Annotated in this window: 27 protein-coding genes and 1 tRNA gene; 14 read left to right on the forward strand and 14 right to left on the reverse strand. The window is 66.0% G+C overall.

What is annotated here, in order from left to right; all coding sequences use genetic code 11:
* Positions 1-589: 589 nt before the first annotated feature.
* From flgG to ACEZHJ_RS14815, 7 genes are all read right to left on the reverse strand, one after another.
* A complete protein-coding gene (gene flgG, locus ACEZHJ_RS14785) occupies positions 590-1,375 on the reverse strand; it encodes a flagellar basal-body rod protein FlgG (protein WP_018717349.1) in 786 nt (261 codons plus the stop codon).
* Between the two features lie 73 nt (positions 1,376-1,448).
* Positions 1,449-2,192 (reverse strand): flagellar basal-body rod protein FlgF, encoded by a 744-nt coding sequence (gene flgF, locus ACEZHJ_RS14790; protein ID WP_018717348.1) that lies wholly within the window; start codon positions 2,190-2,192, stop codon positions 1,449-1,451.
* A gap of 79 nt (positions 2,193-2,271) precedes the next feature.
* Entirely contained in the window at positions 2,272-3,504 is a 1,233-nt protein-coding gene (gene flgE / locus ACEZHJ_RS14795) for a flagellar hook protein FlgE (RefSeq protein ID WP_018717347.1), read from the reverse strand.
* A gap of 15 nt (positions 3,505-3,519) precedes the next feature.
* On the reverse strand, positions 3,520-4,194 hold the full coding sequence (locus ACEZHJ_RS14800) for a flagellar hook assembly protein FlgD (RefSeq protein WP_018717346.1): 675 nt from the start codon (positions 4,192-4,194) through the stop codon (positions 3,520-3,522).
* Positions 4,195-4,204: 10 nt separating this feature from the next.
* Complete coding sequence (flgC, locus tag ACEZHJ_RS14805; protein ID WP_018717345.1) at positions 4,205-4,627, reverse strand: flagellar basal body rod protein FlgC; 423 nt, start codon at positions 4,625-4,627, stop codon at positions 4,205-4,207.
* A gap of 3 nt (positions 4,628-4,630) precedes the next feature.
* Positions 4,631-5,023, reverse strand: coding sequence for a flagellar basal body rod protein FlgB (gene flgB / locus ACEZHJ_RS14810; protein ID WP_018717344.1), 393 nt, complete (start codon positions 5,021-5,023; stop codon positions 4,631-4,633).
* A gap of 314 nt (positions 5,024-5,337) precedes the next feature.
* A complete protein-coding gene (locus ACEZHJ_RS14815; RefSeq protein WP_205599680.1) occupies positions 5,338-6,183 on the reverse strand; it encodes a protein-glutamate O-methyltransferase CheR in 846 nt (281 codons plus the stop codon).
* Between the two features lie 199 nt (positions 6,184-6,382).
* Here ACEZHJ_RS14815 and flgA point away from each other — a divergent pair, with 199 nt between their 5' ends.
* From flgA to ACEZHJ_RS14835, 4 genes are all read left to right on the forward strand, one after another.
* The gene (gene flgA / locus ACEZHJ_RS14820) at positions 6,383-7,081 is read left to right on the forward strand and encodes a flagellar basal body P-ring formation chaperone FlgA (protein WP_375036659.1); all 699 of its coding nucleotides are present in this window, start codon (positions 6,383-6,385) and stop codon (positions 7,079-7,081) included.
* Between the two features lie 101 nt (positions 7,082-7,182).
* Positions 7,183-7,500, forward strand: a complete 318-nt coding sequence (flgM, locus tag ACEZHJ_RS14825) for a flagellar biosynthesis anti-sigma factor FlgM (RefSeq protein WP_163138562.1) — start codon at positions 7,183-7,185, stop codon at positions 7,498-7,500.
* Positions 7,493-7,909: a flagellar protein FlgN gene (gene flgN / locus ACEZHJ_RS14830; RefSeq protein WP_163138561.1), complete on the forward strand. Its 417-nt coding sequence runs from the start codon at positions 7,493-7,495 to the stop codon at positions 7,907-7,909. The genes flgM and flgN overlap by 8 nt, the downstream gene beginning before the upstream one ends.
* A gap of 19 nt (positions 7,910-7,928) precedes the next feature.
* Positions 7,929-8,642, forward strand: a complete 714-nt coding sequence (locus ACEZHJ_RS14835; protein WP_018717339.1) for a flagellar brake protein — start codon at positions 7,929-7,931, stop codon at positions 8,640-8,642.
* Positions 8,643-8,645: 3 nt separating this feature from the next.
* Here ACEZHJ_RS14835 and ACEZHJ_RS14840 read toward each other — a convergent pair whose 3' ends face one another.
* Genes ACEZHJ_RS14840 through pomA form a run of 3 tightly spaced genes read right to left on the reverse strand, consistent with a single transcriptional unit; the run spans position 8,646 to position 10,926 of the window.
* The gene (locus ACEZHJ_RS14840; RefSeq protein ID WP_163138560.1) at positions 8,646-9,236 is read right to left on the reverse strand and encodes a PilZ domain-containing protein; all 591 of its coding nucleotides are present in this window, start codon (positions 9,234-9,236) and stop codon (positions 8,646-8,648) included.
* Positions 9,208-10,155 (reverse strand): type VI secretion system protein TssL, long form, encoded by a 948-nt coding sequence (gene tssL, locus ACEZHJ_RS14845; protein ID WP_018717337.1) that lies wholly within the window; start codon positions 10,153-10,155, stop codon positions 9,208-9,210. Before tssL ends, ACEZHJ_RS14840 begins: the two co-directional genes overlap by 29 nt.
* Positions 10,156-10,158: 3 nt before the next feature.
* Positions 10,159-10,926: a flagellar motor protein PomA gene (gene pomA / locus ACEZHJ_RS14850; RefSeq protein ID WP_375036660.1), complete on the reverse strand. Its 768-nt coding sequence runs from the start codon at positions 10,924-10,926 to the stop codon at positions 10,159-10,161.
* 257 nt (positions 10,927-11,183) lie between these two features.
* Here pomA and ACEZHJ_RS14855 point away from each other — a divergent pair, with 257 nt between their 5' ends.
* Together ACEZHJ_RS14855 and ACEZHJ_RS14860 are read left to right on the forward strand one after the other, a co-directional pair.
* Complete coding sequence (locus ACEZHJ_RS14855; protein WP_163138558.1) at positions 11,184-13,211, forward strand: methyl-accepting chemotaxis protein; 2,028 nt, start codon at positions 11,184-11,186, stop codon at positions 13,209-13,211.
* Positions 13,212-13,499: 288 nt separating this feature from the next.
* Positions 13,500-14,204: a TIGR02281 family clan AA aspartic protease gene (locus ACEZHJ_RS14860; RefSeq protein WP_163138557.1), complete on the forward strand. Its 705-nt coding sequence runs from the start codon at positions 13,500-13,502 to the stop codon at positions 14,202-14,204.
* Here the strand turns inward: ACEZHJ_RS14860 and ACEZHJ_RS14865 are convergent.
* Together ACEZHJ_RS14865 and ACEZHJ_RS14870 are read right to left on the reverse strand one after the other, a co-directional pair.
* The gene (locus ACEZHJ_RS14865; RefSeq protein ID WP_163138556.1) at positions 14,188-15,828 is read right to left on the reverse strand and encodes a methyl-accepting chemotaxis protein; all 1,641 of its coding nucleotides are present in this window, start codon (positions 15,826-15,828) and stop codon (positions 14,188-14,190) included. The two genes, ACEZHJ_RS14860 and ACEZHJ_RS14865, sit on opposite strands and share 17 nt — an antisense overlap.
* Positions 15,829-15,988: 160 nt before the next feature.
* Positions 15,989-16,064, reverse strand: a tRNA-Thr gene (locus tag ACEZHJ_RS14870).
* 97 nt (positions 16,065-16,161) lie between these two features.
* Between ACEZHJ_RS14870 and ACEZHJ_RS14875 the strand changes: the two genes are divergently transcribed.
* The 8 genes from ACEZHJ_RS14875 (at position 16,162) to ACEZHJ_RS14910 (ending at position 23,732) form a co-directional block, all read left to right on the forward strand.
* Positions 16,162-16,698, forward strand: coding sequence for a GspH/FimT family pseudopilin (locus tag ACEZHJ_RS14875; protein WP_163141356.1), 537 nt, complete (start codon positions 16,162-16,164; stop codon positions 16,696-16,698).
* 20 nt (positions 16,699-16,718) lie between these two features.
* Positions 16,719-17,153 (forward strand): type IV pilus modification protein PilV, encoded by a 435-nt coding sequence (gene pilV, locus ACEZHJ_RS14880; RefSeq protein WP_163141353.1) that lies wholly within the window; start codon positions 16,719-16,721, stop codon positions 17,151-17,153.
* 14 nt (positions 17,154-17,167) lie between these two features.
* Positions 17,168-18,232, forward strand: a complete 1,065-nt coding sequence (locus ACEZHJ_RS14885) for a PilW family protein (RefSeq protein ID WP_163141350.1) — start codon at positions 17,168-17,170, stop codon at positions 18,230-18,232.
* On the forward strand, positions 18,229-18,771 hold the full coding sequence (locus ACEZHJ_RS14890; RefSeq protein ID WP_163141347.1) for a PilX N-terminal domain-containing pilus assembly protein: 543 nt from the start codon (positions 18,229-18,231) through the stop codon (positions 18,769-18,771). Before ACEZHJ_RS14885 ends, ACEZHJ_RS14890 begins: the two co-directional genes overlap by 4 nt.
* A gap of 20 nt (positions 18,772-18,791) precedes the next feature.
* The gene (locus tag ACEZHJ_RS14895) at positions 18,792-22,238 is read left to right on the forward strand and encodes a pilus assembly protein (protein WP_163141344.1); all 3,447 of its coding nucleotides are present in this window, start codon (positions 18,792-18,794) and stop codon (positions 22,236-22,238) included.
* A gap of 3 nt (positions 22,239-22,241) precedes the next feature.
* Positions 22,242-22,589 carry a hypothetical protein gene (locus ACEZHJ_RS14900; RefSeq protein WP_163141341.1) on the forward strand — a complete coding sequence of 116 codons (348 nt, stop codon included), beginning with the start codon at positions 22,242-22,244 and terminating at the stop codon, positions 22,587-22,589.
* The gene (locus tag ACEZHJ_RS14905) at positions 22,586-23,083 is read left to right on the forward strand and encodes a type IV pilin protein (RefSeq protein ID WP_163141338.1); all 498 of its coding nucleotides are present in this window, start codon (positions 22,586-22,588) and stop codon (positions 23,081-23,083) included. The genes ACEZHJ_RS14900 and ACEZHJ_RS14905 overlap by 4 nt, the downstream gene beginning before the upstream one ends.
* Positions 23,084-23,171: 88 nt before the next feature.
* On the forward strand, positions 23,172-23,732 hold the full coding sequence (locus ACEZHJ_RS14910; protein ID WP_163141359.1) for a GspH/FimT family pseudopilin: 561 nt from the start codon (positions 23,172-23,174) through the stop codon (positions 23,730-23,732).
* Positions 23,733-23,741: 9 nt separating this feature from the next.
* On the opposite strand, the gene ispH is transcribed toward ACEZHJ_RS14910, so the two are convergent.
* Complete coding sequence (gene ispH / locus ACEZHJ_RS14915) at positions 23,742-24,707, reverse strand: 4-hydroxy-3-methylbut-2-enyl diphosphate reductase (RefSeq protein WP_018717324.1); 966 nt, start codon at positions 24,705-24,707, stop codon at positions 23,742-23,744.
* Positions 24,708-24,772: 65 nt separating this feature from the next.
* Complete coding sequence (gene lspA, locus ACEZHJ_RS14920; RefSeq protein ID WP_018717323.1) at positions 24,773-25,237, reverse strand: signal peptidase II; 465 nt, start codon at positions 25,235-25,237, stop codon at positions 24,773-24,775.
* Between the last annotated feature and the right edge of the window lie 138 nt (positions 25,238-25,375).

Here is a 25,375-nt window from a genome sequence, read left to right on the forward strand (position 1 = left end):
CCCGGCAGCCGACATCCCGGGCCGTGGGCGACACGGCACGCCCGGCGCCCCGCGGGGCACCGTCGGAGACGTCGCACGCCTTCGGCGCACGACCTACCTGGGCTACGCCTTGCCCGTAGGTCGGCTGCTCCCGGCAGCCGACATCCCGGGCCGTGGGCGACACGGCACGCCCGGCACCCCGCGGGGCACCGTCGGAGACGTCGCACGCCTTCGGCGCACAACCTACCGGGGCTACGCCTTTCCCGTAGGTCGGCTGCTCCTCGCAGCCGACGTCCCGGGCCGTGGGCGACACGGCACGCCCGGCGCCACGCGGGGCGCCATCGGAGAAGTCGCACGCCTTCGGCGCACGACCTACCTGCGCTACGCCTTGCCCGTAGGTCGGCTGCTCCCGGCAACCGACATCCCGGGCCGTGTGCGACACGGCACGCCCGGCGCCCCGCGGGGCGCCATCGGAGAAGTCGCACGCCTTCGGCGCACGACCTACGGGAACCGGCGAGGCGGTCGGCTGCCCGCTCCCGCGCCCTCGATCCGCCTCTGGCCGGTCTGTTGTCTCGAAGGTCATGTTGAATGCCCCGCCCACCTGCGGTGATTACAGGTTGTTGGTCATGAACTGGAGCATGCCGTCCGTGGTGGAGATCGCACGGGTGTTGGTCTCGAACGCCCGCTGGGTCTCGATCATATTCACCAGCTCTTCGGCGATGTTGACGTTGGAGCTCTCCAGCGAGCCCTGCTGGATACTCCCCAGGCCGTTGAGCCCCGGGGTACCGGTCTGCGGCGTGCCACTGGCCCCGGTCTCCACGAACAGGTTCTGACCGACGGGCTTGAGCCCGGCGGGGTTCACGAAGCCCGCGAGCTCCACGGTACCCACCTGGGTGGACTGGGCCTGGCCGGCGGTCTTGACGGAAACGGTACCGTCCTGGCCGATGGTCACGCTCTGGGCGTCGTCCGGGATGGTGATGTTGGGCACCACGGAGAGACCGTTCTTGGTGACGAGCTGGCCCTGGCTGTCGACCTGGAACGAGCCGTCCCGGGTGTAGGCGATCGTGCCGTCGGGCTGCAGCACCTGGAAGAAGCCGTCCCCGTTGATGGCCATGTCCAGGGCGTTCCCCGTCTGCTGGATGTTGCCCTGGGTGTGCATCTTCTCCGTGGCGGCCACGCGCACGCCGGTCCCGACCATCAGCCCGGAGGGCAGCTGCGCGTCCTGCGTGGTCTGGCCGCCGGCCTGGCGGACGGTCTGGTAGACGAGGTCCTCGAACTTCGCCCGGTCCTGCTTGAAGCCGGTGGTGTTCACGTTGGCCAGGTTATTGGAGACCACGGACATCCGCGTCTGCTGCGCGTCCATCCCCGTCTTGGCCACCCAGAGTGCCGGATTCATGGTTCATTCCTCCCGCGCGTATCCGCGCGCATCGATCCCGTCGTGGCTAAACCGTTGCAACTCTCATGCCGCATCAGCCGCCGCTGCGCAGCAGTCGCTGTCCGGCCTCGTCCGTCTGGCGCGCCGTCTCGATCATCTTGATGTAGCTCTCGAAGCGGCGGGCATGGTCGATCATCTGCACCAGCGCGTCCGTGGCATTGACGTTGCTGGACTCAAGCGCGCCGGAAACCACTTTCACACCGGCGTCGGCATCGGCAGTGCCGCCGCCGGCGAGCCGGAACAGCCCGTCCTCGCCCTTGCGCAGCTGCCGGGTCGGCGGATCCACCAGCTTGAGCCGGTCAACCACCGCCATGGCATTGGCGCTCTGCCCCTTGGGCACGACGCTGATGGTGCCGTCCTGACCGATCTCGACCTTCTCCGCCGGTGGGATGGCCACGGGGCCGTTCTCCCCCATGACCAGCTCGCCGGCTCCGGTCTCCAGCAGGCCGCCCTGGGTGACGCGGAAGTCGCCACGGCGGGTGTAGGCCTCGGTCCCATCGGCCGCCTGGACGGTGAACCAGCCGTTGCCGCTGATCGCGGCGTCCAGGTCACGCCCGGTGGTCTTCAGCGCCCCCTCGGTGAAATCACTGCCGGTGCGCGTCTCCACGCCGTAGACACGGCTCGGGCGCACCGGGCCGTGAACGTCGCGACTGGTCAGTGCCTCCAGGTCCGCGCGAAAGCCGGTGGTGTTCGCGTTGGCGAGGTTGTTGCTGGTAACCCGCTGCTGTTCGAGGGCGTATTTCGCCCCCGCCATCGCGATGTAGGCCATGCGATCCATGGTCTCTGCCTCCTTCGGGCGCGAGCCTGTGCCTGCGCCGCCGGCACGGCCGGCGTGCCGCGGCGCAGACGCTCACCGCTCACGAGCGGATATTGAGGATCTCCTGGGTGATCTGGTTCTGGGTCGAGATCATCTGGGAGTTCGCCTGATAGTTGCGCTGGGCGGTGATCATGCTCACCAGCTCCTCGGTGATGTCGACATTGGACTGCTCCAGCGCCCCCGGCTCCAGCGATCCCGTCCCCGAGGAGCCCGGCGCGGCGACCACGGGCGTGCCGGACTGGAAGGTCTCCACCCAGCTCGTGTCGCCCACCTGCTGAAGCTGCTCGGGGGCCGGGAAACGCGCCAGTGCCACCTGCCCCAGCGCCTCGGTCTGGCCGTTGGTGAAGCGCGCGATGATGCGCCCGTCCGCCTCGACGCCCAGGCCGGTGAACTGGCCGGCGGCGTAGCCGTTCTGGCGCAGCTGCTTGACCTCGAAGGGGGAGCCGAACTGGGTGAGGTCCTCGACGTTCAGCGAGAGATCGAGGTCCGCGACGTTGCCGCTTAGCGGGACCGCGCCCGACGTCAGGGTGTCGTTCGCCGGCGCCGTCAGCTGACCCTGGGTGTCGAACGACACGGTACCCATGTCGATCTCGTTGCCAGGACTCCCGACACCGGAGGCCCCATCGACGGTCGCCTGGACGTTCCACTGATTCGAGCCGGTCTTGCGGAAATACAGCGTCGTCAGGTGATCACCGCCCTGGGAGTCGTACAGGGTGGTCGACGTGGAGAAGTTATAGGTCTCGGGATCACCGGAATCGAACGGGTTGGTCAGGGCGTCCGCGGTGGCGTCGAGATTGGCCGACAACCGCATCTCGTTGGACGCCTGGGGTGCGACGTTGCCGATATTGACCTGCAGCGGCCCCTGCGCCCCGGTGATATTGCCCTCGCCGTCCGCCTGGAAACCGGTGAGCTGGCGGCCGTTCGCATCGACGATGTAGCCGTCCTTGTCGAGACTGAACGCACCGTTTCGGGTGTACTGCGTCTCCCCGCCGTCGCTCACGCGGAAGAACCCCTCGCCGTTGACGGCCAGATCCAGGCTGCGACCGGTGAAGTCGAACTGCCCCTGGGAAAACTGCTGACGGGTATTGGCCAGGCGCACGCCCTGCCCCACCGCGGTCTGCGAGACCCCCAGGTTGCTGGAAGCGAAGATATCCGCGAACTCGGTCCGCGAGGACTTGAAGCCCGTCGTCTGGCTGTTCGCCACGTTGTTGCCGGAAACATCGAGGTCCGATGCCGCGGCCTTGAGACCGGTGAGAGCCGTTCCGAAAGACATGCCTTGTGCCTCCCCTTACTGAACCTTGCGTACATCGGACAGCGAGATATCGCCCACGCCGTCGACGGTGAGTGTCGGCGTACGGCCGTTGCCCGCCAGGGCAACGCTGGTGACCTCGCCGGCGATGCGTACCGGTTGCGTAGTCACCCCGTCCGTCGTGGTGGTCTCGGCGACCACCTGGTAATCGCCACTGGGCAGGCGCTCGCCGTTCGCGTTCTCGCCGTCCCAGGAGAAATCCACCGAGCCCGCATCCTGGGCGCCGAGCGCCATCTCCGCGACACGGGTGCCGGTACCGTCGACGATGGATACCGTCAAATTGCCGACTCCGGCGTCCAGCTCCACGGTGCCGCTGAGCTCGCCGTCCTGGGGCAGATGCCCCGTGTCGCTCTCGGCGGTGACCTTGCGGCCGACCAGGCCGGCCGCCTGCAGCGACTGGCTGGCGGTCATGGAGGACTGGAAGTCGGAGAACGAGCTCTGCAGGGACTGGATGCCCGACGCCGATGTGAACTGGGCCATCTGCGACATGAACTCCGCGTTCTCCATCGGGTTCATCGGGTCCTGATTCTGCAGCTGGGTGGTCATCAGCTTGAGGAAGTCCTGCTGGCCGAGCTCCGTGCGGTCGTTCTCTGCCTGGCTGGACGACATGGCAGCCTGCTGCGAGGCACTGCTCGTGCCGGTCACCGTGGTCATGGCGTTCTCCTTAGCGTCCGAGACGCAGCGTCTGGAGCATCAGATCGCGGGAGGTGGACATCACCTCGACGCTGTTCTGGTACGAGCGCGAGGCCGAGATCATGTTGACCATCTCCTCGACCGGGTTGACGTTCGAGCGATAGACATAGCCCTCGTTATCGGCCTGCGGGCTGTTGGGCCGGTAAAGCTCCTGCACCGGTGCCTCGCTCTCGACCACGCCGCGCACCTCCACCGGCACCGCACCGGCGTCGCCGTCGCGTGCCTGGGCCGCCTGCAACGCCGCCGAGAAGACCGGCTGGCGCGCCCGGTAGGCCTGCTCCGGCGACGAGGCCGTGGTCTCGGCGTTGGCGAGGTTGCTCGCCGTGAGATTCAGCCGCAGGGACTGGGCACTCATCGCCGAGCCCGCGACGTCGAAGACATTGAACATGGACATGGGCTACTCCCCCTTGATCGCGCCGATGATGCCCTTGATGTCGTCACCGAGCATGCTGAGGGCGGCCTGGTACTGGGTGGTGGCCTCCGCGAACTTCGCCTGCTCGCGGTGGACCTCCACGGTGTTGCCGTCGAGGGAGGGGTTGGCAGGCACGCGGTACTGCACCGAGGCGCTCGTGCCCGCGGCGCCGGTACCGAGATGCGCCGGCGACGTCCGCGCGAGCGCCAGCGCACCGCCGCCGGCGCCGTCCAGGGCCTTGCGGAAATCGATGTCCCGCGCCTTGTAGCCGGGGGTATCGGCGTTGGCGATGTTGCCGCTTATCAGCTGCGTGCGCTCGGACTGCACCTGCAGGGCGTCGGCAGCGACGCCGAAAACCCGATCCATCGTGATGCTCATGCCCGGTCACCTCCTGCGATGATTCCGGGTCAGGCAGATGCAACAGACGTGCCAGCTAGCGCGAGCGCCTCGACCACCGGAGGGTTACAGGTCGAAACGTGTAGGTCGGGCACGGCCGTCAGGCCGTGTGCGAGAAGACGGCCTGTCCTCCGCGACGTCGCACGCCTTCGGCGCACGACCTACCCGCCCGGCTCGCCGAATCCCGCGTCCGGGACGCAGGTCTCACACCACCAGCCGAAGGGGTCAAGGCCGAAACAGATGGGCCGGGCACAGCCGCAGGCCGTGTGCGACAGGCCGGATCAACCCGGAAACGATCAGTCCTTGCGGCGGTACACCACGCCGGGATGGCAGCGCACCATCTCGAATTCCGTGAGCTCCCTGGGCAGGGACTCGGAGGCCCCGACCATGAGGTAGCCGCCGGGCTCCAGGGCCTGCCCCATGCGGCGGATGAGATCCGTGCGCGTGGGCATGGAGAAGTAGATGAGAGTGTTGCGGCAGAGGATGAGATCGAACCGGCCGAGGGTACCGTAGGCCTCGAGGAGGTTGTGCTGGCGGAAGCTCACCCGCCGGGTGACCTCCGGGCGAACCCGCCACGTGTTCTGATCGACGGCGTCGAAATATCGTCGCTGGCGTTCCTCGCTCAGCCCGCGACGGATCTCGCTGGCACTGTATTCCGCGGCCTTCGCCCGACCGACAATCTGCGTGGAGATGTCCGTACCGACGATTGTAGCGTCAAGATTCCGACCCTTTGCCTGGTACTCCGACAGCGTCATGCTCACCGAGTAGGCCTCCTGGCCCGACGAGCACGCCGCCGACCAGATCCGGATATGGCGCTTGCCACGCCGCTCGAACTCCGGAAAAAGCTGGTCGGCGAGGATGCGGAACGGGTAGATATCGCGGAACCACTGCGTCTCGTTGGTCGTCATCGCGTCGACGACCTCGGTACGCAGCTGCTGACCCGCCGCGGACTGGAGCCGCTGAACCAACGCCCCCAGGTCGGCGAGGGAATGGCGACGCAGCAACGGCGCCAGGCGGCTGGTGACGAGATACTGCTTGTTCTCGCCGAGCATGATGCCCGAGCGCTCCTCGAGAAAGCGCCGGAACGCCTCGTAGTCCGCCGCGGCCATCGTGTTGTTGTCTTTGCGGCTCTCCAGGGCCACGCGCGACCTCCTCGGGCATTTCACCGGCCACAGGGCCGGATTTCGCGACTCCATCGTAACGGATGGCGCTAGCGTCCTGGAACAGGGCTCCACTGATGTACCGGACAGTATGGTTATCGGCCAACCGCCACGGGACTGAACCCACCTGGAACGGATTCTGCAAGCACGAGGGCGGACACAGGAACGATACGGACCCACGATGGCCTACCGAGCAATCGTCGCACTGATACTGCTGGGCAGCGTGCTGCCCGCGGCCCAGGCTCGCCCGACCCAGTCGCTGGCGGAGATACGCACGAGCGTACAGGCCTTCGTCAACGAGCTCGACGGCGATGCCGGACAGCTGGAGCGCGTGGAAATCGACCGGCTCGACGAGCGCCTGCGGCTACCGGCCTGCGGCGAGGCCCTGGCTGCCGACGCTCCCAACCGGCGGGAGGGCAGCGAGCGGCTCGTGGTCCGGGTTCGCTGCCCGGGTCCCTCCCCCTGGAAGGTCTACGTCCCGACCCGGGTGGTGCGCAGCATCGAGGTCGTCGTCGCGGCCCGGCCCGTCCCCCGCGGCAGCCGGCTCGATGCCGAAGACCTGCGCACGGCCCGGCGCACCACCACGAGGCTCCGGGGCGAGTACTATACCGACCCGAAGGGCCTGATCGGGCTGCAGACACAGCGGTCGCTGCAACCGGGTACGGTAATCGACGCCGGTCAGCTGACCCGCCCGACACTCGTGCGCCGCGGCGATACCCTGCTTATCCAGGCCGGCAACGGCCCGGTGAAGGTCAGCATGCAGGGGCGCGCCCTGGAGGACGGCACCCGAGGCGAACGGATACGTGCCCGCAATCTCTCTTCCGAGCGTGTCGTCGAGGGCGAGGTCATCGCGCGCGGGCGCATGCGCGTCAACTACTGAGCGCTGACAACGGACATTCACCCCGCGAGCTGCTAAAGTTCGCGGAAATCCGGCCGCTAACTCCTGCAGAGGCAGGTCTGGATAATCGAGGAGCAGGGAACATGAGCAACCCCATCGACAACGGCCCGCGCCCGCCCGGCAGTTACCCGACGGGTAGCAGGAACGGCACGGCACGGACCGGCTCGCATGAGGATACCGACAGCCGCCCGTCCGCCGCGACCGCGGCCCCGCAGAGTGACAGCACCAGCGAATCCAGCCGCCTGCAGGCGGTGCGTGAGTCTATCGATAACACGCCGGAAGTGGACAGCAACCGTGTCCAGGATCTCCGCGATCGCATCTCGCGAGGGGAGTACCCGCTGGACGCGGACCGCATCGCCCAGCGCTTCGCGGACTTCGAGCAACTGCTGAGCGATGGCTGACGGCACATTGACGCTTGACGGATTGCGCACCCTCCGCGGGCTTGTCGACGAACTCGATGCAGTGCTCGAGCGCGAGCACGCGGAAATCACCGCGCGTGCCGATGCCGCGACCATCGAGGCCACCGCCCAGGAGAAGCTGCGGCTGTTCGAGGCAATCGACACCTGCCCCGAACCGGTCCCCCCGGGCGAGGACGCCGACTCGGCCCTGCAAACCGAGTGGCAGGCGCTGCGCGATACCCTCGCGCGCGTTAACCGCCGCAACGAGCGCAACGGCATTGCCATCGCGCGGGTGCTCGAGACCGTCGGCGAGGAAGTCGCGCTGCTGACCGGCCGCGAGCGCGACGGGGAGACCTACGGTCCCGGCGGGGGAACGGCGTCCGGATCCGGGCGCCTGCGAACCAGCGCCTGACGGTGGGGAAAAAAGCGGTATGACGAACGCGGCGCCCTATGAGGAACCGGAAATCATACGCAACCCCGGGCAGAAGACCGGAATCCTCCGCCGCCTCCACGAATCCCGCAACCTTCTGGACGTCCACCTGCCGGAACGGGGCACGCCCTTCCGCAGCGCGCTGCTCTACGTCGACCCCCAGAGCCGCCGGCTGACCCTCGACGAGCTCAAACCCCGACGCGGCCACGACCGCATCGAGATCGGCACCGAGCTGCGCGTCGTCAGCCGGACCCTCGGTGTCGACACCCGGTTCACGGTCACTGTCCAGGAGATCGGCCTGGCCGATGGCATCTACTACTACGTGGCCGGCTACCCCGAGGAGATCGTCTACAATCAGCGCCGACGCTTCGTGCGCGTGCCCGTCCCGCTGACCCGCCAGCAGCACTGCACACTGTCCGGCGGCGAGGACGCCCCGGATACCGATATACAGCTCTGCGACCTCTCCGCCGGCGGCATCGGCGCCTACGTGATCAAGGGCCCGGAGCCCGAGCCGCATAACCAGTACGACTGCCACATCGCCCTGCACGACAGCCAGCCACTGGACGCGCGGGTGGAGATCCGTTACCTCGAATACGACCGGCAGCGAAAGCGTTACCGCTTCGGCGCCGAATTCCAGGACTTCACGCACGCGGACCGCGACCGCCTCCAGGGCCTCGTGCTCTCGTTACAGCGCGAGCTCCTGCGCAAGACCTGACGCTCAGTCTCCTCGCTCCTCACGCAGCAGCTGGGCCTCGCGGCGCAGCATCAGATGCACCAGCAGCTCCCGGTCGTGCTCGCGGGCAAACTCGAACTCAATGCCGAGCCGGTGTCCTCCGGTTGCGACACGGTCGCAATGGCGCACGCGGCCGAACATACGCAGCCCCGCACCGGTTGAATGGAAGAGCATGCGCAAATCAAGGATGGAGCCCGGTGGCAGCGCGCCGTCGGAGCTTATGAAATCCATCCCGCCGGCACCGATGTTGACGTCCGTCACCTTGGCGACCCGGTTGCCGAACGCCTGGACGGCCAGCGTCTCGGCGAGGAGGTCGATGCTCTGATCCAGGGTATCCACGAGCTTGGAGAAAACGGCGGATTCCTGGCGGGCGTGGCGTCGGAGCACCGTCGCCCCCTCGCGGATCTCGTGCAGGCGGCTGGCCAGCATGAAGGCATTCGGCCAGCGCCCCGCCATCTCCTCGCGGCGCGACTCCATCTGCCCCTCGTCTATTGGCTCGTAGTCGAGGAGCAGCGTATCCGGTACACGGAAGTGCGCGCGCCGTTCGTCACTGTCCGGTGGTTGATGATGGCTCATCCGGCTTCCCTCCTCCCTTGAGTCCGAGCAGGGCATCAATGCTGCGCTCGATCTCTCCGCTGCCACCATGCTCGAGAATCACCTCGACCCGCCGGTTCTGTGCACGGCCTTCGGGCGTATCGTTGGACGCCACGGGACGGGTATCGGCGTGCCCCTCCACGGTGAACCGCTTCGGATCGAGATCGGCCGCGGTCACCAGGCGATGGTACATCGTCACCGCACGAGCCGCTGACAGCGCCCAGTTCGAGCGGAAACGGTCGTTGTCTATCGGCACGTTGTCCGTGTGCCCCGCCACAGTGACCCCGCCGGCGGTCTCCCCCAGCGCCGTGGCGATCTTCTCGACCACGGGCTTGAACGGCTTTATGAGGCGGTCCGAGCCGGTGGGGAACGAGCCCCGCTCACGTATACGTATGATGATACGCGTGCCCGCACGCTTGACCTCGACCAGCCCCTGCTTGATCTCCTCGGCGAGCAGTGCCCGCAGGCGTTTGAGGTTTTCCTCCACCCTGGCGTTCTGCTTGGCCTGTGCCTGTTCCTTGAGGCCTCGTTGGCGCTCCTCGACCGGGATAGGCAGTTGCTCGTCGAGCCGCGTCAGGTTTCGGCGCTGGGCGGAGCTGGTAATCTGACGCAAACGGTCAATGGAGGTCTTCTGCGGCTGGCCGGTCTCGAACTCCTGCTGCACGAAGCTCGTCCCCTTGGGCACGTCGGAGGCGAACTCGATGCGCTGCACGCCGAAGGCGTTGCGCATCGATCCGGCCACCTGCTTGTACTTCTCCACGTCCATCTCGGAGAACGAGAGCAGCAGCACGAAAAAGGACAGGAGGATCGTCGCCAGGTCCGCGAAGGTCGCCATCCACTGCGGCGCCCCCGGCGGCATCGCCTGGCGTTTCTGCCGTCGTGTCGGCGCGTCCCCGATCATCGCCTACGCCGCCTCGTCGGTGGCGTCCTGGCGCTGGCTCGTCGGCAGGTAGGTCTTGAGCAGCTCCTCGATGACCCGCGGATTCAGGCCCTCCTGGATCGAAATCAGCCCCTCCAGGATGAGGGTCCGGTTGAGCCGTTCCTCGGTATTACGCGCGGCGAGCTTGTCGGCCAGCGGCAGGGCGATGGCGTTGGCAATAACCGCACCGTAGAGCGTGGTGAGCAACGCGATGGCCATGGCCGGACCGATCTTCTTGGGATCGTCCATATTGGAGAGCATCTGCACGAGCCCGATCAGCGTGCCGATCATGCCCATCGCCGGCGCCACGTCCCCGAGGGCACGGAAGACGTTCTCCCCACGCTCGGCACGCTCGATGCTGAGGTCGATCTCCTGGCCGAGCACCTTCTTGACGAATTCGGGCTCGTGGCCATCGGCAAGCAGCTGAACGCCCTGCTGCAGGAACGGGTTGTCCACCTCGTAGTTCTCCAGCGCCAGCAGCCCTTCCTTGCGCGCCACCTGGGCGAGGTCGACGGTCTGCTCGATCAGCCGGCGCGGATCGTCGCTACGATACTTGAACGCCCTTCCCACCGACTTGAACGCCCCGAGGAACTGACTCAGGGGGAACTTGATCAGTGTCGCGAGCAGAGCGCCGGAGACCACGATCAGCAGCGAAGGGACGTTGAGAAAGATCGCCGCATCGCCGCCCACGACGATGGCCATCGTGATCACGCCCGTCGCCCCGATTAGACCGATCAGCGTCGCCAGATCCATCCGCTATGTGTCCCCGATGCTGCCAGTGCATGGCGAGGACTTCGCCCCGCTTTCACTCAAGGGTATCGGCGCCGGAGCCCGATCCTTGACTGACGTCATGCTAATATCCGGCGCGATCACGCCGGTACCCCGCAGATGCGGACAACACGGCGCGCGCGGCGTTCACCCCCGACCGGCTCCGGTACGCCGGTCAAGTCGCCCGCGGCCGTGCCGATACGAACGGGGAAGGCTATGTTTCACGGAACGGCGGGGCAACAATGAAGCAGTCAAAACGCAGTGAAGCCACCGAGAGGGGCGCAACGCGCAAGGGCCTGCGCAACCGCAGGATGGGCCTTACGGCCAAGGTAATGGCGGCACCGGCGCTGATACTGGCGCTGTTCGTGATCGTCGGCGTGGTAGCGGTCAACGGTTTCCGCAGCGTCGACTCCCAGATGACGGATGTCACCGAGACGCTCGTGCCGAACACCGCCGTCGCCACGGACATGCTGAGCTCCCTGTACCGCCAGCGCCTGCGCCTGGATGCCTACATCACCTCCCGCGATCCGCAGATGGCGAAGGAGTTCTCCCAGTTCGGCGAGGAGTTCGACGCGGCGGTCAAACGCGCCCAGGGCCTGATCGAGAACACCGAGCGCCAGGACCTCGTCGACCAGCTCGCCGAGCAGCACGGGCGCTACGAGAAGGTCTTCGAGACGAAGATCGAGCAGGCGGCGACGGGCATCAACGAGATCGCCACCAAGCTCGGCGATACCGCTTCCGGCATCAATGCCCCGCTCCAGGAGCTGGCGGAGGCGGGCACCGGTTCCAACGACTATCTCCTCGCTTACCAGGCCCAGTCCACCCTCGGACTGTTCAACCAGCTCCGGGCCACCACCCGGCAGTACGTGAACAACCAGGACCCGGCCCTGAAGAAGGAAACGAACCAGCTCGCCGAGGAAACGGCGAAGGGCATCGAGCGCCTGTCCACCTACGTGCTCGGCGACCACCAGGAGGAGCTCGTGAAGCAGGCCCGTGACGGCCTGACGGAATATCACGAGACCGCCAAGGGGCTCGCCTCCCGTCTGAATGCCATCGGGACCGCCAGGGACGACACCCTTGATCCGCTCGGCAAGTCCATGGCGAAGGCCGCCCGCGCGCTGCAGGACAGCACGTTCGACGATCTGGCCGACGTGGCGAAAGGCGCCCAGGGCCGTGCCCAGCAGGCCTCCCTGGTGACCTCCGGCGTACTGGCTGCGGCCGTTATCGGCGGGTTGCTGCTCGCGCTGCTGATCACCCGCGGCATCGTGCGCCCGATCAAGCGCGGCCAGGAGCAGATCACCGGGCTGCTCACCAGCATGGAAAACGGCGACGCGGACCTCTCCCGCCGCCTGGACGCCGGCAAGAACGACGAGGTCGGGGAGTTCATCGCCGCGGTGAACGGTTTCCTCGGCGCGCTACAGGGCGTCGTGCGCGGTATCAAGCAGGAAACCACAAGCCTGGCGAGCGCCTCCGAGGAGCTCACGGCGGTCACCCAGAGCACCGATGAGGGTGTCCAGCGCCAGCGCTCGGAGATCGATCAGGTCGCCACCGCGATGAACGAGATGGCGGCCACGGCGCAGGAGATCGCGCGCAACACCGCCGAGGCGGCGAAGAGCGCGGAATCCGTCTCCGACGAGGGCGAGCGTGGCCGCAAGGTCGTGCAGGATACGGTGGAGGCCATTGACGGGCTCGCCTCGGAAGTGGAGTCCGCGGCGCAGAAGGTAATGACCCTGCGCGACGAGGCGGGCAACATCTCCACGGTGCTCGACGTCATCCGCGAGGTGGCGGAGCAGACCAACCTGCTCGCGCTCAACGCCGCCATCGAGGCGGCCCGCGCCGGCGAGCAGGGTCGCGGCTTCGCGGTGGTCGCCGAGGAGGTCCGCACCCTCGCCCAGCGCACCCAGGAATCCACCGGCGAGATCCAGTCGATCATCGAGCGGGTGCAGAACGGCGCGGAGGACGCGGCCACCGCCATGGACAGCAGCCGCAGCCGCGCCCAGGAGACCGTGGACAAGGCCGCCGAGGCCGGCGACTCGTTCAGCAGCATCAGCAAGGGCATCAACCAGATGACCGAGATGAACACGCAGATCGCCGGCGCCGCCGAGGAGCAGACCGCCACCAGCGAGAGCATCAACCAGAGCGTCTCGCAGGTCGGCTCGGTGGTCGAGGAATCGGTCAACGCCATGGATCAGCTCAAGAGCGCGGGCGAAGAGCTCGCGGCCATGAGCAACCGCCTCCGCGAGCTCGTGGGGCGCTTCCGCGGCGAGTAACCCGCCGACACACCTCACGACCCGTCACCGCCCCGGCCGGGCTTCCCCTGCCGGGGCGGTTTCTTCCGCCGGGCAATCGCACAGGGCATGCGCCGAAGGCGCGCGACGCATCCCGTAGGTCGGCTACTCGGAGGCTGCCGACACCGGGCGGACGGCCAGAGGCTGGGATTCGCAGCCGGGTCGGGCATCGGCACGATTCTGGAGGTGGCAATCGCAATAGCCGGCTTAGTATGCTGAACCCCGGCTGGAGCGCCACGCACACCTCATCACCACAGGGAGTCGCCGGTGTTGAATCACGTACCCATCCAATCCGGACGCCGCCGGGCACGGCATGCGCGGCTCACCCTCCGGGTATGGCTGCGCACTGCGGCGGCCACCGCCGTCATGGCATGCACCGTCGCCGCAGCCGCCCCTCCGGACGTGCAGGTCCGCGCCCTGTTCCCCGGCAAGGCATTGCTGGAGATCGACGGCACCCGGGTCGTGCTCTCCGAGGGCACGACCGGTCCCCGCGGTGTGCGCCTCATCGACGCCACCCCCAAGGCCGCGGTCATCAGTATCGACGGCCAGCGCCGTCGACTGAGCCTCACCAGCCGTGCCGGCGGCACATACGCCGCCACCACCCCCCGCCAGATGCGGCTGTCACCGGACACCCGCGGGCGCTACATGAGCAACGGCCGCATCAATGGCCGCCCCGTGCGCTTCCTGGTGGACACCGGTGCCGATATGGTAGCGATCAACGCGGCCATGGCGGACGGCATGGGGCTGGATTACCAGGAAAGCGGGACCCGCATACGGGTCAATACCGCTTCCGGCGCCACCACCGGCTGGCGGGTCACCTTCGATCGGGTACGCCTCGGCGAGGTGGTGGTCCAGGGGGTCGACGGGATGGTGCTCCCCGGCGGCGCGCCGAGCACGCCGCTACTGGGGATGTCGTTTCTCGGGCGGGTAAACCTCCGGCACGAGGGCCGGGTACTGGTCATCGAGCAGCACTGATCCGGAAACGGCGGACGAGCTCATCCAGCTCGTCGGCCAGGCGCTGGAGCGACTCGCTGGCGCGGGTCGTCTCGCCGGCGGTCTCGGCACTGTCGTCGGCCACCTGGGCGATATTGGAGATACTGCGGTTCATCTCATCGGTGGTCGCGCTCTGCTCTTCAGCGGCACTGGCGATCTGGTCGTTCATCTCGTTGATGCGCTGCACACCCTCGGCGATCCGCTGCAACGCCGCCCCGGCCTCGCGGGCCTGCTCCACGACCTCGCCCGCGGCACCGCGGCTCTCCCCCATCAGCTCCACGCTCCGCCGGCTACCCGACTGCAGCTCCTCGATCGTGCGCTGGATCTGATCCGTGGACTCCGCGGTGCGACGCGCCAGCGCCCGCACTTCCTCGGCGACCACGGCGAAACCACGGCCCTGCTCGCCGGCCCGGGCCGCCTCGATGGCGGCGTTGAGGGCCAGCAGATTGGTCTGCTCGGCGATATCGCGGATGACATCCAGCACCGAGCCGATGGCCGTGCTGTGCTGGTCGAGCTGCTCCACCGCCGTACCCGCCTCGTCGATACGCTCGGCCAGCTGATCCATGCGGGATACCGTGGTCTCCACCACGCCACGCCCGTTCTCGGAATCCCGTGACGCAGACGCCGCGGACTCGGCCGCCTCGCCCGCATTCCGGGCCACTTCCTGCACGGTGGCGTTCATCTCGTTCATGGCGGTGGCGACCTGGCTGGTCTCCTCGCGCTGGGTCGTGATCGCGGTGCGATTATGCTCCGCCAGTGCCGCCGTCTGCTCGGCGGACTCGCCCAGCCGGGCGACCGCCCCGCGGACCTCTCCAACCAGCTCGCCGACATCGGTGCGCAGGCGTTCCGCGGCCTCGGCGACCCGCCCGAGCTCATCCTGGGTATGACGCTCCACCGGCCGGGTGAAATCCCCGGCCGCCATCGCCTGGAGCCCTTCCACCAGCTCGCCGGCGGGGCGCGTGATACTGCGGCGCAGGAGAAACAGGAAGACCGCAAACGCGACCAGCACCGCGATCGCGATCAGGACGAGCGTGATCATGAAGTTGCGCATCGTCGACGCCGCGGTCTCCTGGGCCATGCCCTGCAGCCGCTCGTCCACCCGGTCCTGGACCTGGACCAGGGTCTGCCGCGGTTGCTCGGCCAACCCGTCCACCATCGCACGCGCCGTCAGACGCATATACCCGGAGTCGACGAAGACCTGCAGCGCCTCATCGTAGCCGCTGCGCATCTCCGCGTACTCGGAACGGAAGCGTTTCAGCAAGGCCCGCACTTCTGGCATGCCGTCGAGACGGGAGATCAGCGCCTTGCTGTCCTCCTCGATGGAGTCACCCTGCTTGCGGAACCGGGCCTCCGCCTTCTCACGCGCAGGGTCGGCACCGAGAAGCATGATGTCCTTCCAGGCAAGAAGCTGACGGTCCAGATCCTGATTCAGAGAGCTGATATCGGCCTGGGTGACCAGGGAGCTGTCGAGCAGCCCGCGATAGGTCTGCAGGCCCTGCCAGGCCACGGCCATGGCAAACAGCGCAGCGCCCAGGGTCAGCCCGGTACCCAGGCCGGTATTGAGCAGCAGCTTGTTGCGGATGCTCGACGTCAGCAGTCTGAACACGATCGCCCCTCTTCCGTCCGTGAAACCCTTACCGTTCTTTAGCGGCAGGTTCACCCGGGAACTTGAGCGGCGTGCATACCGCCGGCCTGTGATGGAAACAGGCCGGCGACGAACTCGCGGGAACCGATGCCAACCGGAGGACCCGGTCAGCGGAAAATTATGGTGCCGGCGCACGGACTCGAACCGCGGACCTACGCATTACGAATGCGTTGCTCTACCAGCTGAGCTACGCCGGCTTTCAAAACGCGAATTCTAGCCGAGCACCAGCACGCACCGCAAGATAGACTTCGCTTTCCCTACTGGCCGGGCTAGACCCCGTTCATCGGTGACAGAGTGCAGTCCGTCACACAATGGTTTACTGACGAGCAACGCATGCGGCACAACACAAAAGCAATGAAACGAAGAAACGGATTTACACTCGTCGAGCTGCTGGTAACCATCGCGGTGCTTGTGGTGCTCATCGGCATCGGGGTGCCGAGTTTCCGCTCCGTCGTTCAGGACAACCGGCTGGTAACGACGGCCAACAGCCTCGTACGCTCCATGAACGTCGCGCGCAGTGAAGCCCTGGAGCGCGGGCGCGAAGTGACCCTTCAGCCGCAGAGCGGCACGGACTGGGAATCCGGCTGGGAGGTCTGGTCCGATACAGACGATAACGGCAGCCAGGATGCCGACGAGATCATTCAGACCATCGGGGCACCGGATGGCGCGGTTTCGATAAGCGGTGGTCCGGACGAGGTTGTCTATGAACCCTCCGGATTGACCACCACCAACGGCTGCTTCGATATCACCGATTCCGGCAGCTCCGCCGCCCGAAACGTGGACGTGTCACCGACAGGACGCGCCAGCGCAGGCACAGGGAGCTGTCCGTGAGACCAGGAGCATACGAAACGATGGCATCCCCCCTGAATCTCAACGGCCATTCCCGAGGTTTCACCCTGATCGAGGTACTGGTCGCCCTGCTCGTCCTGTCCGTCGGACTGCTTGGCCTTGCGTCCCTGCAGACTTCGGGACTGCGCCTGAGCGACAGCTCCTATCTCCGCAGTCAGGCCGTTCTCGCCGGTTACGACCTGATTGACCGCATCCGACTGGACCGCCAGGACGCGCCGGATTACGACACGTCCGGCAATTTCGTTGACGAGAGCGGGGACGTCTCTGTACAGCAGTTCAAGGACTGGGTGTCGACACAGCTAAGCCGGCTCCCCTCGGGCGCTGCGTCGGTGGACTGTGACGGCACCAGTGCTGTGTGCACCGTACGGATCCGGTGGAACGACAGCCGGGCAGGCGGGGAAGACGAACAGACGTTCACCATAGAGACACGCGTATGAGGGCCGGAGGCGGAATGCGCCGGGCACAGCGGGGGTTCTCGCTGCCGGAGATCATGGTCGCGCTCACGATCAGCCTCGTGCTGATACTCGGGGTAGGCGCGATCTTCATGGGCAGCAAGCAGAGCTATCGCACCAACGGCGCCCTTGCCGACATTCAGGAGAACGGCCGTTTCGCGATGGAGTTCCTGCGTCGGGACCTCCGTGCCGCCGGCTATTCCCCCTGCGGCAACACGGCGACCGCGACCAACGTGCTGAAAAACGCCGGCACTACGCCATCGCTCGATTTCTTTGACACCCCGCTGATGGGCTACGAGTCAGTGAATTCCGCAAGCGACCTCCCGTCGTATGCCGGCGTCCGCGATCCGGTCGACGGTACGGATGCGGTGATGGCGCTGTTCGGTGACCAGTCGTCCGGTTTCGTCGTCACCGATCACAACCCCACTTCAGCGGAGTTCAAGATCGCCAAGGCCTCTGACGTGGACAAATCGGAATCGGACCGGGCCAAACACGACTTCGAGGCGGAAGACGTCCTCATGGCCTGCGACCTCTCTCACTCCGCGATCTTCCAGGTCAGCAATGCCAACCAGGAGAACCTCACGATCGTGCACAACACCGGCGGCAGCATCAGCCCGGGCAATTGCACCAAGGGACTTGGCTCGCCGCTGCAGTGCACGACCAACGGCACCCCGTACACCTTTGGGGACGATTCCCGCATCGTGCGCATGAACTCCTACCTGTACTACGTCGCCGAGAACGCGGACGGGGTCTCGGCGCTCTACCGCGCCGGCCTGGGAGGCAGCAACGAGGAACTCGTTCCCGGCGTTCAGGACATGCAGATCGAGTACGGACTGGACACGGACGACGACGGCAACGTAGACAGCTACGAGGACGCAGACGCGGTCGGCGACTGGAACGAGGCGGTTGGGCTCCGGATCTCCCTCCTCGTCTACTCGCTGGATGACAATGTCCTCAACGACACCCAGACGCTGGAGTTCAATGGCAGCAACGTCAGCCCCCCCAACCGGCGTCTGGGACACGTGTTCACCACTACCATTGCCCTGAGGAACCGGCTGCCATGAACGCCATAGCTGCGATGCCGCCGGCGCGGCAACGAGGTGTCGTACTCGCCATATCCCTGATATTCCTTCTATTACTGACGCTGATCGGCGTGACTGCGATGCAGTCGACGACGCTTCAGGAGCGGATGACCGGCAGCTTCCGCAATCGGGATCTCGCGTTCCAGGCCGCCGAGGCGGGACTGCGGGCGGCCGAGGACTGGATTGACGGCATCGTCTCGACGGCCGCCCTGGATGGCGCGAACGGCAAGCTGGGCGAAGGCAACACCGAGCCGGACTACCTGTCGATGGACTGGTCCAGCAGCGATTCGTTCAACTGCGGCGTAAACATGGCCGACGTCGCCAGTCAGCCGCGATGTGTCGTCAAGTACCTCGGCAAAACCGCGGGTTCCGCGAACAACCGTTCACCGACTCCCGACGCCAGCTATGGCGGCGGTGCCGGCAGCCCGACGCTATACCATTTCCAGATCACCGTCCGGGGGGTAGGCGGCTCGGAAAACGCCGAGGTGTTCCTGCGTTCCCGCTACGTCACCGCACTGTGAGGCGGCGAAAGGACCACGCCATGATCAACGGAATCATCAGCAAGCGGCGACTCACGCGCATGGTCGGCGCGCTGGCGCTCGGCGTCGCCGTCGGCAACGCCAGTGCTGCTCCGGGTACACTGGCGAACGCCCCGCTGGACACGGGCATCACAGTACCGCCGAACATCATGTTCCTGCTGGACGACTCCGGCAGTATGGACTGGGACCACATGCCCACTGACCGCGCCAGGACGCTTTATCCGAACGCATCGGATGAGTGGGTGTACATCGACCCCACACCGAGTGAGGCCGAGGAATGGCGGGAGCTGTGTTCGGCCTACAACACCATGGCGTTCGACCCGTCGATCGACTATTCCCCCTGGGCCGGGGAGGACGACGACGGCAACACGCTGTCTGACGTCTCCGTCAATGACGCGCCGTTCAACCCTTACGACCACAACAGCGACACTCTAGACCTGGAGAATGACGCCTGCGAAGAGGGAGATATAGAGGACGAGAATTCCTGGGGCTGCTGGTCCAGTGACGTCGGCTTCTTCTACGTCAAGTGGAACGACGCGAACGGCAACGGCGAATACGACAAGAAGGAATGCCTCCCGCCCCGTAACAACATACCGACGGACGGGCACTACTACCCCAACTCGGTGCCTACCGGCGGGCAAGGCGAAATCGTTTACGTCAAGGACATGACGGCGGACGAGAAGCAGAACTACGCCAACTGGTTCAGCTACTACCGCAAGAAGGAATACGTCGCAAAGCGCGCGATCTCCGAGCTGATCAGCGGCTCGGCGGAACGCATGGGTCTGCTGACATTGCACGACAACGGCGGGGCCGACACTCCGGTCAAGGATGTTGACGACCAGACCACGCCAGTCGACGCAACCGCTGCGGCCAACAAGTCCGACCTCCTCGATAACCTGCTCGGCAACTACTCCAACGGCGGCACGCCACTGCGGCGACGCCTGGAAGACATTGGAGAGTACTTTGAGGGCAATTACCGAGAGGGTGGATACTGGGGCGATCGTTGGCCCAGCCCAATCCTGTCCCAGTCCGACGGCGGTTCCTGCCAGCAGAACTTCGTCATCGCGATGACCGACGGCTACTGGAACAGTTCCTCACCGGACGTCGGAAACGCGGACGGCGACGACGATACCGATTATGACGGTGCGTCGTACGCCGACACCTACTCGAACACGCTCGCCGACGTCGCGATGGACTACTACGAACGCGACCTCAGCAACCTGCCTAACCTGGTTCCGACCAGCGACGCCGATCCTGCGGACCATCAGCACATGGTGACCTTCGGCGTGTCCTTCGGGGTGAATGGCACGCTGAGTGCCAATCCGCCGAACCGGGAGGACGCATTCACCTGGCCCGAGCCGTCGTCGGACGACATCACCACCATTGACGACCTCCGCCATGCGGCCTGGAACGGGCGCGGAGACTATCTCAGCGCCAAAAACCCGGAAACCCTGATTACAGCGCTTTCCGACGCCTACCAGACCGCGGTTGATCGCAGCGCCACCGCCGCAGCAGGCGCGTTCAACGGCAAGATCCTCGAGGACGGCTCGACGGTCTTCGTTCCGGTCTACAACACGCGGGACTGGTCCGGCGACATGATCGCGATCCCGATCGATCCGGAGGACGGCTCCTACGAGAGTTCCTCCGCCTGGTCCGCCGCCAACGTGCTGGACGCCCGTAACCTCAACACCTCGCCGAGGAACATCCTCAGCTACAACGGAAGCAGCGGCGTCGACTTCGCATGGGGCAACATCGGCAGCACGATGAAGGCCGACCTTCGGACCAACCCCGACGGCAGCGAGGGCAGCGTCACCAGCGGTCAGAAACGTCTCGCCTTCCTCCGTGGCGATCGCAGCAGCGAAGAGGATAACGGCGGTAGTTTCCGGGACCGCGGCAGCCGCCTGGGCGACATCATCCATTCCGCACCGGTCTACGTGGGCGACCCGGAACTCAGCTGGCCCGATCAGGAGCCTTTCCCGACAGCGGAAGGCGAACGGTACTCCGAATTCCAGAACTCGACGAACCGGGATCCCGCGGTCTATGTCGGGGCGAACGACGGCATGCTGCACGGTTTCGACGCGGAAACGGGCGAGGAGACCATGGCCTACGTGCCGAGAGCACTCGCGAGCGACAGTGCTCAGCAGGGTCTGCATTTTCTTACCGACCCCGACTACAGTCATCGCTACTACGTCGATCAGTCACCCGTCGTCTCGGACGCATACGTGAATACCGGCAGTGGAGACGACTGGCGTACGCTGCTGATCGGCAGTCTCCGCGGCGGAGGACGCGGCCTGTTCGCGCTCGACGTCACCTCCCCTTCCATCGACAGCTCAGACGTCCTGTGGGAGTTCTCATCACAGAACGACGCCGATCTCGGCCACACCTTCAGCGAGCCCACGGTCGCGAGACTGAACAACGGCGAATGGGCCGTTATCTTCGGCAACGGCTACAACGATTCCGGCAGCGGCACCGCGCAGCTGTTCATCCTGTTCATCGAAAAAGGGATCGACGGCGACTGGAAGAACAGCGACTACATGACCATCGATACGGGAATCGGCTCTACATCCGACCGTAACGGCCTGAGTACACCGGTGGTTGCTGACATCGACGGGGACAGCGTCGTGGACCGCGTCTACGCCGGAGATCTGCGGGGCAACCTCTGGGTTTTCGATCTCTCCGACCAGAACGACAACCAGTGGGGTCTGGCGTACGGCTCGTCCCCGCTATTCACGGCCGAGGATCCGGATGGCAACGGTCAACCGATCACGACACAGCCGAGTCTGCTGTTCAACACGGATGTCGGCGAGACGGCCGATAACGCCCCAAACATCATTGTCACCTTCGGGACCGGACAGTACCTCGTCCCTGGAGACCGGAACACCGAGCAGGCGCAGAGTTACTACGGTATCTGGGACGCGGGAACCGGATCGCTGGAGCGTACTGATCTCGTCGAGCAGACATTCGCCGACTGGGCCCCCAGCGACCGCCGCGTGCTCACCCGCAATCCAGTCAACTACAGCACCGAAACGGATGGCAAAAAGGGCTGGTATTTCGATCTCCCGGCGAACGGCGAACGGGTCGTTTCCGATACAGTAGTACGCAACGAGATCGGCTACTTCTCAACGCTCATCCCCAATGACGACCCGTGTGCCGGCGGTGGGGAGAGCTGGCTCATGGTTGTCGACCTTCTCAACGGGGGACGGCCGGAGGAGGCAGCGATCGACATCGACGACGATGACATCGTCGACCAGCGTGACAGGGTGACAAACGGTGACGCCGCGTACCCGGTATCGGGACTCAAGCTGCCGAAGCGGGTATCCGACCTCGGCGTTCTCGGCGACCGACTTTACACCTTCGGTGACGATGCCAACGACGACACTTCATACACCATTCCGCCGCTCGACGCCTCGAACACGGGCCGCGTTTCATGGCAGGAACTCCGGAGGTAGGCAATGAGAGCGAGCCGTCTTGCCATTGCAGCCGCTGTCGTACTGGGACTGTCGGGCGGCGGCATGGTCTCCGCTCAGCAAAACGATGGCCGACCGAGCATTCAGCGCGAGGAAGGTGACGCCGGCAGCGGGCACGTCGTCTCCGGCGCGATATCCACCCTCGGCGAGGACCACTCATCCCTCGTGATAGGTGACGTGACCGCTGTAATCGACGATCGCACGGTATTGCGCAACACACGGGGCGAGTTGATGTCCCGGAAATCGTTACGCAAGGGAATGCGTGTCGAGATGCGCTTCGAGTCCTTACGGGGCTCGCGAATCCGTGTAAAGGAACTGCAGGTGAAACGATGAGATTCAATGCCGGTGTCGCAGGCCCGGGGGAGCGTTGCCGCACGATAGCCAACACTCCCCGTAACGGCTTCAGCCTGATCGAGCTGATGATCGTCGTCGTGATCGTCGGCATCCTCGCCGCCGTCGCGTACCCGTCGTATATCGACCACGTCCGGGACACCCGGCGTGCCACTGCCGAGAGTGACCTGCTCGAGAACGCCCAGTTTCTCGAGCGGCATCATACGTCCACCATGGCATACGATGAGGACGACGCGGGCAACACACTGAGCACCGCCGAGGTCACCAACCTACTGCCGGTGACGGAATCCCCGCAGGACGGCACCACGTTCTACGACATCAGCGTATCCAGCGTCGCTGCGGCGACCTACACCCTGCAGGCGGCGCCCCAGAACGATCAGACGAACGATCCCTGCGGAACGCTGACCCTCGACCAGACCGGTCAGTGGACCCATTCTGCGGGGTCGGATGACGAATGCCGGGGCGAATCCCCGTAGTCGGCCATGACGAATCGCGTCGAGACGCGATGGGCACGGATAGCGGCCATGGACGGCCTTTATCTTTCAGCGGACACGGAGGTCCATCATGCATCCACGCCAGTCCGCATTCACCCTCGCCGAGCTGCTGGTCACACTGGCAATCGTCGCAGCCGTTACCGTGGCGGCCGTTCCAGTCCTGGCCGGAATCACCGCCCGAAACCGCATGGCAACCGACCTCAACCGCCTTACCGGCAGCCTGCACGCCGCCCGGCGAGAGGCAATAACCACAGGGCTTGGAACCGTAGTGTGCCCCGGCCACCCGACGACGGGATGCCGCGACGACGGGCACTGGGAGCAGGGTTGGCTCGCGTTCCAGGACCCCGAGCGACGCAGGAACTGTGTGGATGCCGACCGGGATGAACGCTGCGATGCCGGGGCCGGAAGGATCGTCCAAGTGGCTGGTGCCATCGCAGACGCAGGGCTGACACTGAGGGCGAGCGGCAACCCATCGGACTACGTACGTTATCGCCCCACCGGACTCGCTTCCGGCTATGCCGGCACCTTCGTCCTCTGTGACACCACCGACAATGCCCCATCACACGGAATAACCCTGTCGATGGTGGGGAGGATCCGCAAACGCCCCCCCGGCACTCTAAGCTGTGACTGAGACCGGACGCTACGCACTCCGCCGTCTGATCTCTCGCATGAGATCCCGGGGCAGGGAGAAGACTACCTCCTCGGTGTGACCGGCCTGTTCCGCCGGCCGGGTGCCGCCCCAGGCGACGAGGCGGTCCACGACCCCCTTCACCAGGACCTCCGGTGCCGACGCCCCGGCGGTGACGCCGATACGTTCGGCACCGTCAAGCCACTCCCGGCGCAGGTCGTCAGGGCCGTCGATCTGGTACGCGGTGACCCCCATGCGCTCGGCGAGCTCCTTGAGCCGGCGCGTATTGGAACTGTTCTGGGAGCCCACGACGATCATGCAGTCGACCTGCGCGGCGAGGTCCTTGACGGCATCCTGGCGGTTCTGGGTCGCGTAGCAGATATCGTCCTTGCGCGGCCCGTGGATACGCGGGAAGCGCTCGCGCAGGGCGTCGATGACCTGCCCGGTATCATCCATCGACAGGGTCGTCTGGCTGACAAAGGCGAGCTCGTCCGGGTTGCGGACGTCCATGCGGGCGACGTCGTCGGGCGTCTCCACCAGGTAGATCGCGCCGCGGTCCGCGCCCTCGCCTACGTACTGGCCGATGGTGCCCTCCACTTCCGGATGGCCGTCATGGCCGATGAGCACCACCTCCCGCCCTTCGCTGGCATGCTTCTGCACCTCGATGTGGACCTTGGTGACCAGTGGGCAGGTCGCATCGAACACGCGCAGGCCGCGACGGTCCGCCTCCTCCCGCACCGCCTGGGAAACGCCGTGGGCACTGAAGATGACGGTCGCACCGGAAGGGACCTCGTCGAGTTCCTCGACGAACACCGCGCCCTTGCCGCGGAGATCCTCGACAACGGTGCGATTGTGCACGACCTCGTGGCGGACGTAGATCGGGGCGCCGAAACACTCCAGCGCCCGCTCGACGATGCTGATCGCCCGGTCGACGCCGGCGCAGAAGCCGCGGGGGTTGGCAAGCAGTATCTCGGGCATGGTGGCAGTCGCCTCGCGTATGTGGACGGATTGTCTCACGAGCGCCGGAGCCTCGCCTAGAAGGCTCACACCCGCCGGCCCAGGACGACACTGATCACCAGCATCGCCACACCCACGGAGATGGCGCTGTCGGCCACGTTGAAGGCCGGCCAATGCCAGTTGCCGGCATAAACGTCCAGGAAATCGATGACGTACCCGTGGACCATGCGGTCCAGCACGTTGCCCAGCGCGCCCCCGAGCACCAGGCCGAGTGCCGCGGCGACCAGCCGCTCACCGGGCCGCAGCGCACGCAGCCACCAGATCAGGTAGACACTCACCGCCAGCGCCAGGGCGGTAAAAAGCCAGCGCTGCCAGCCGCTGCCGTCGGCGAGCAGGCTGAACGCCGCACCGGTGTTGAACGAGAGCGTGAGGTTGAACGACGGCATCACGGGCACCGGACGATAGGGCATCAGTGCCGTTGCCGCCCAGTACTTCGTCGCCTGATCGGCGACCAGGACGACGGCGGCGATGATCAGGCCGAAGCGCAGCATGGATCGGATTCCCGGTGTGACAAGGCGGGCCTCGCGGCGGGCACGGCACAGCGAAGGAGGCGATGTCGCACACGGCCTGTGGCCGTGCACGACCTACCCGCGCGAGCATCGCCATGGATCGAGTCGATGATGCACCGC

Origin of the sequence: Arhodomonas sp. KWT2 (assembly GCF_041949875.1) — a bacterium.
Lineage (GTDB): Bacteria > Pseudomonadota > Gammaproteobacteria > Nitrococcales > Nitrococcaceae > Arhodomonas > Arhodomonas aquaeolei.

Excerpts from the sequence above, each read along its gene's own strand:
- flgG (WP_018717349.1), bottom strand. The coding sequence starts at position 1,375 with ATGAATCCGGCACTCTGGGTGGCCAAGACGGGGATGGACGCGCAGCAG.
- flgF (WP_018717348.1), bottom strand. The coding sequence starts at position 2,192 with ATGGATCGCATGGCCTACATCGCGATGGCGGGGGCGAAATACGCCCTC.
- flgE (WP_018717347.1), bottom strand. The coding sequence starts at position 3,504 with ATGTCTTTCGGAACGGCTCTCACCGGTCTCAAGGCCGCGGCATCGGAC.
- ACEZHJ_RS14800 (WP_018717346.1), bottom strand. The coding sequence starts at position 4,194 with ATGACCACGGTGACCGGCACGAGCAGTGCCTCGCAGCAGGCTGCCATG.
- flgC (WP_018717345.1), bottom strand. The coding sequence starts at position 4,627 with ATGTCCATGTTCAATGTCTTCGACGTCGCGGGCTCGGCGATGAGTGCC.
- flgB (WP_018717344.1), bottom strand. The coding sequence starts at position 5,023 with ATGAGCATCACGATGGATCGGGTTTTCGGCGTCGCTGCCGACGCCCTG.
- flgA (WP_375036659.1), top strand. The coding sequence starts at position 6,383 with ATGGCCTACCGAGCAATCGTCGCACTGATACTGCTGGGCAGCGTGCTG.
- flgM (WP_163138562.1), top strand. The coding sequence starts at position 7,183 with ATGAGCAACCCCATCGACAACGGCCCGCGCCCGCCCGGCAGTTACCCG.
- flgN (WP_163138561.1), top strand. The coding sequence starts at position 7,493 with ATGGCTGACGGCACATTGACGCTTGACGGATTGCGCACCCTCCGCGGG.
- ACEZHJ_RS14835 (WP_018717339.1), top strand. The coding sequence starts at position 7,929 with ATGACGAACGCGGCGCCCTATGAGGAACCGGAAATCATACGCAACCCC.
- ACEZHJ_RS14840 (WP_163138560.1), bottom strand. The coding sequence starts at position 9,236 with ATGAGCCATCATCAACCACCGGACAGTGACGAACGGCGCGCGCACTTC.
- tssL (WP_018717337.1), bottom strand. The coding sequence starts at position 10,155 with ATGATCGGGGACGCGCCGACACGACGGCAGAAACGCCAGGCGATGCCG.
- pomA (WP_375036660.1), bottom strand. The coding sequence starts at position 10,926 with ATGGATCTGGCGACGCTGATCGGTCTAATCGGGGCGACGGGCGTGATC.
- ACEZHJ_RS14855 (WP_163138558.1), top strand. The coding sequence starts at position 11,184 with ATGAAGCAGTCAAAACGCAGTGAAGCCACCGAGAGGGGCGCAACGCGC.
- pilV (WP_163141353.1), top strand. The coding sequence starts at position 16,719 with ATGGCATCCCCCCTGAATCTCAACGGCCATTCCCGAGGTTTCACCCTG.
- ACEZHJ_RS14885 (WP_163141350.1), top strand. The coding sequence starts at position 17,168 with ATGCGCCGGGCACAGCGGGGGTTCTCGCTGCCGGAGATCATGGTCGCG.
- ACEZHJ_RS14890 (WP_163141347.1), top strand. The coding sequence starts at position 18,229 with ATGAACGCCATAGCTGCGATGCCGCCGGCGCGGCAACGAGGTGTCGTA.
- ACEZHJ_RS14895 (WP_163141344.1), top strand. The coding sequence starts at position 18,792 with ATGATCAACGGAATCATCAGCAAGCGGCGACTCACGCGCATGGTCGGC.
- ACEZHJ_RS14900 (WP_163141341.1), top strand. The coding sequence starts at position 22,242 with ATGAGAGCGAGCCGTCTTGCCATTGCAGCCGCTGTCGTACTGGGACTG.
- ACEZHJ_RS14905 (WP_163141338.1), top strand. The coding sequence starts at position 22,586 with ATGAGATTCAATGCCGGTGTCGCAGGCCCGGGGGAGCGTTGCCGCACG.
- ACEZHJ_RS14910 (WP_163141359.1), top strand. The coding sequence starts at position 23,172 with ATGCATCCACGCCAGTCCGCATTCACCCTCGCCGAGCTGCTGGTCACA.
- ispH (WP_018717324.1), bottom strand. The coding sequence starts at position 24,707 with ATGCCCGAGATACTGCTTGCCAACCCCCGCGGCTTCTGCGCCGGCGTC.
- lspA (WP_018717323.1), bottom strand. The coding sequence starts at position 25,237 with ATGCTGCGCTTCGGCCTGATCATCGCCGCCGTCGTCCTGGTCGCCGAT.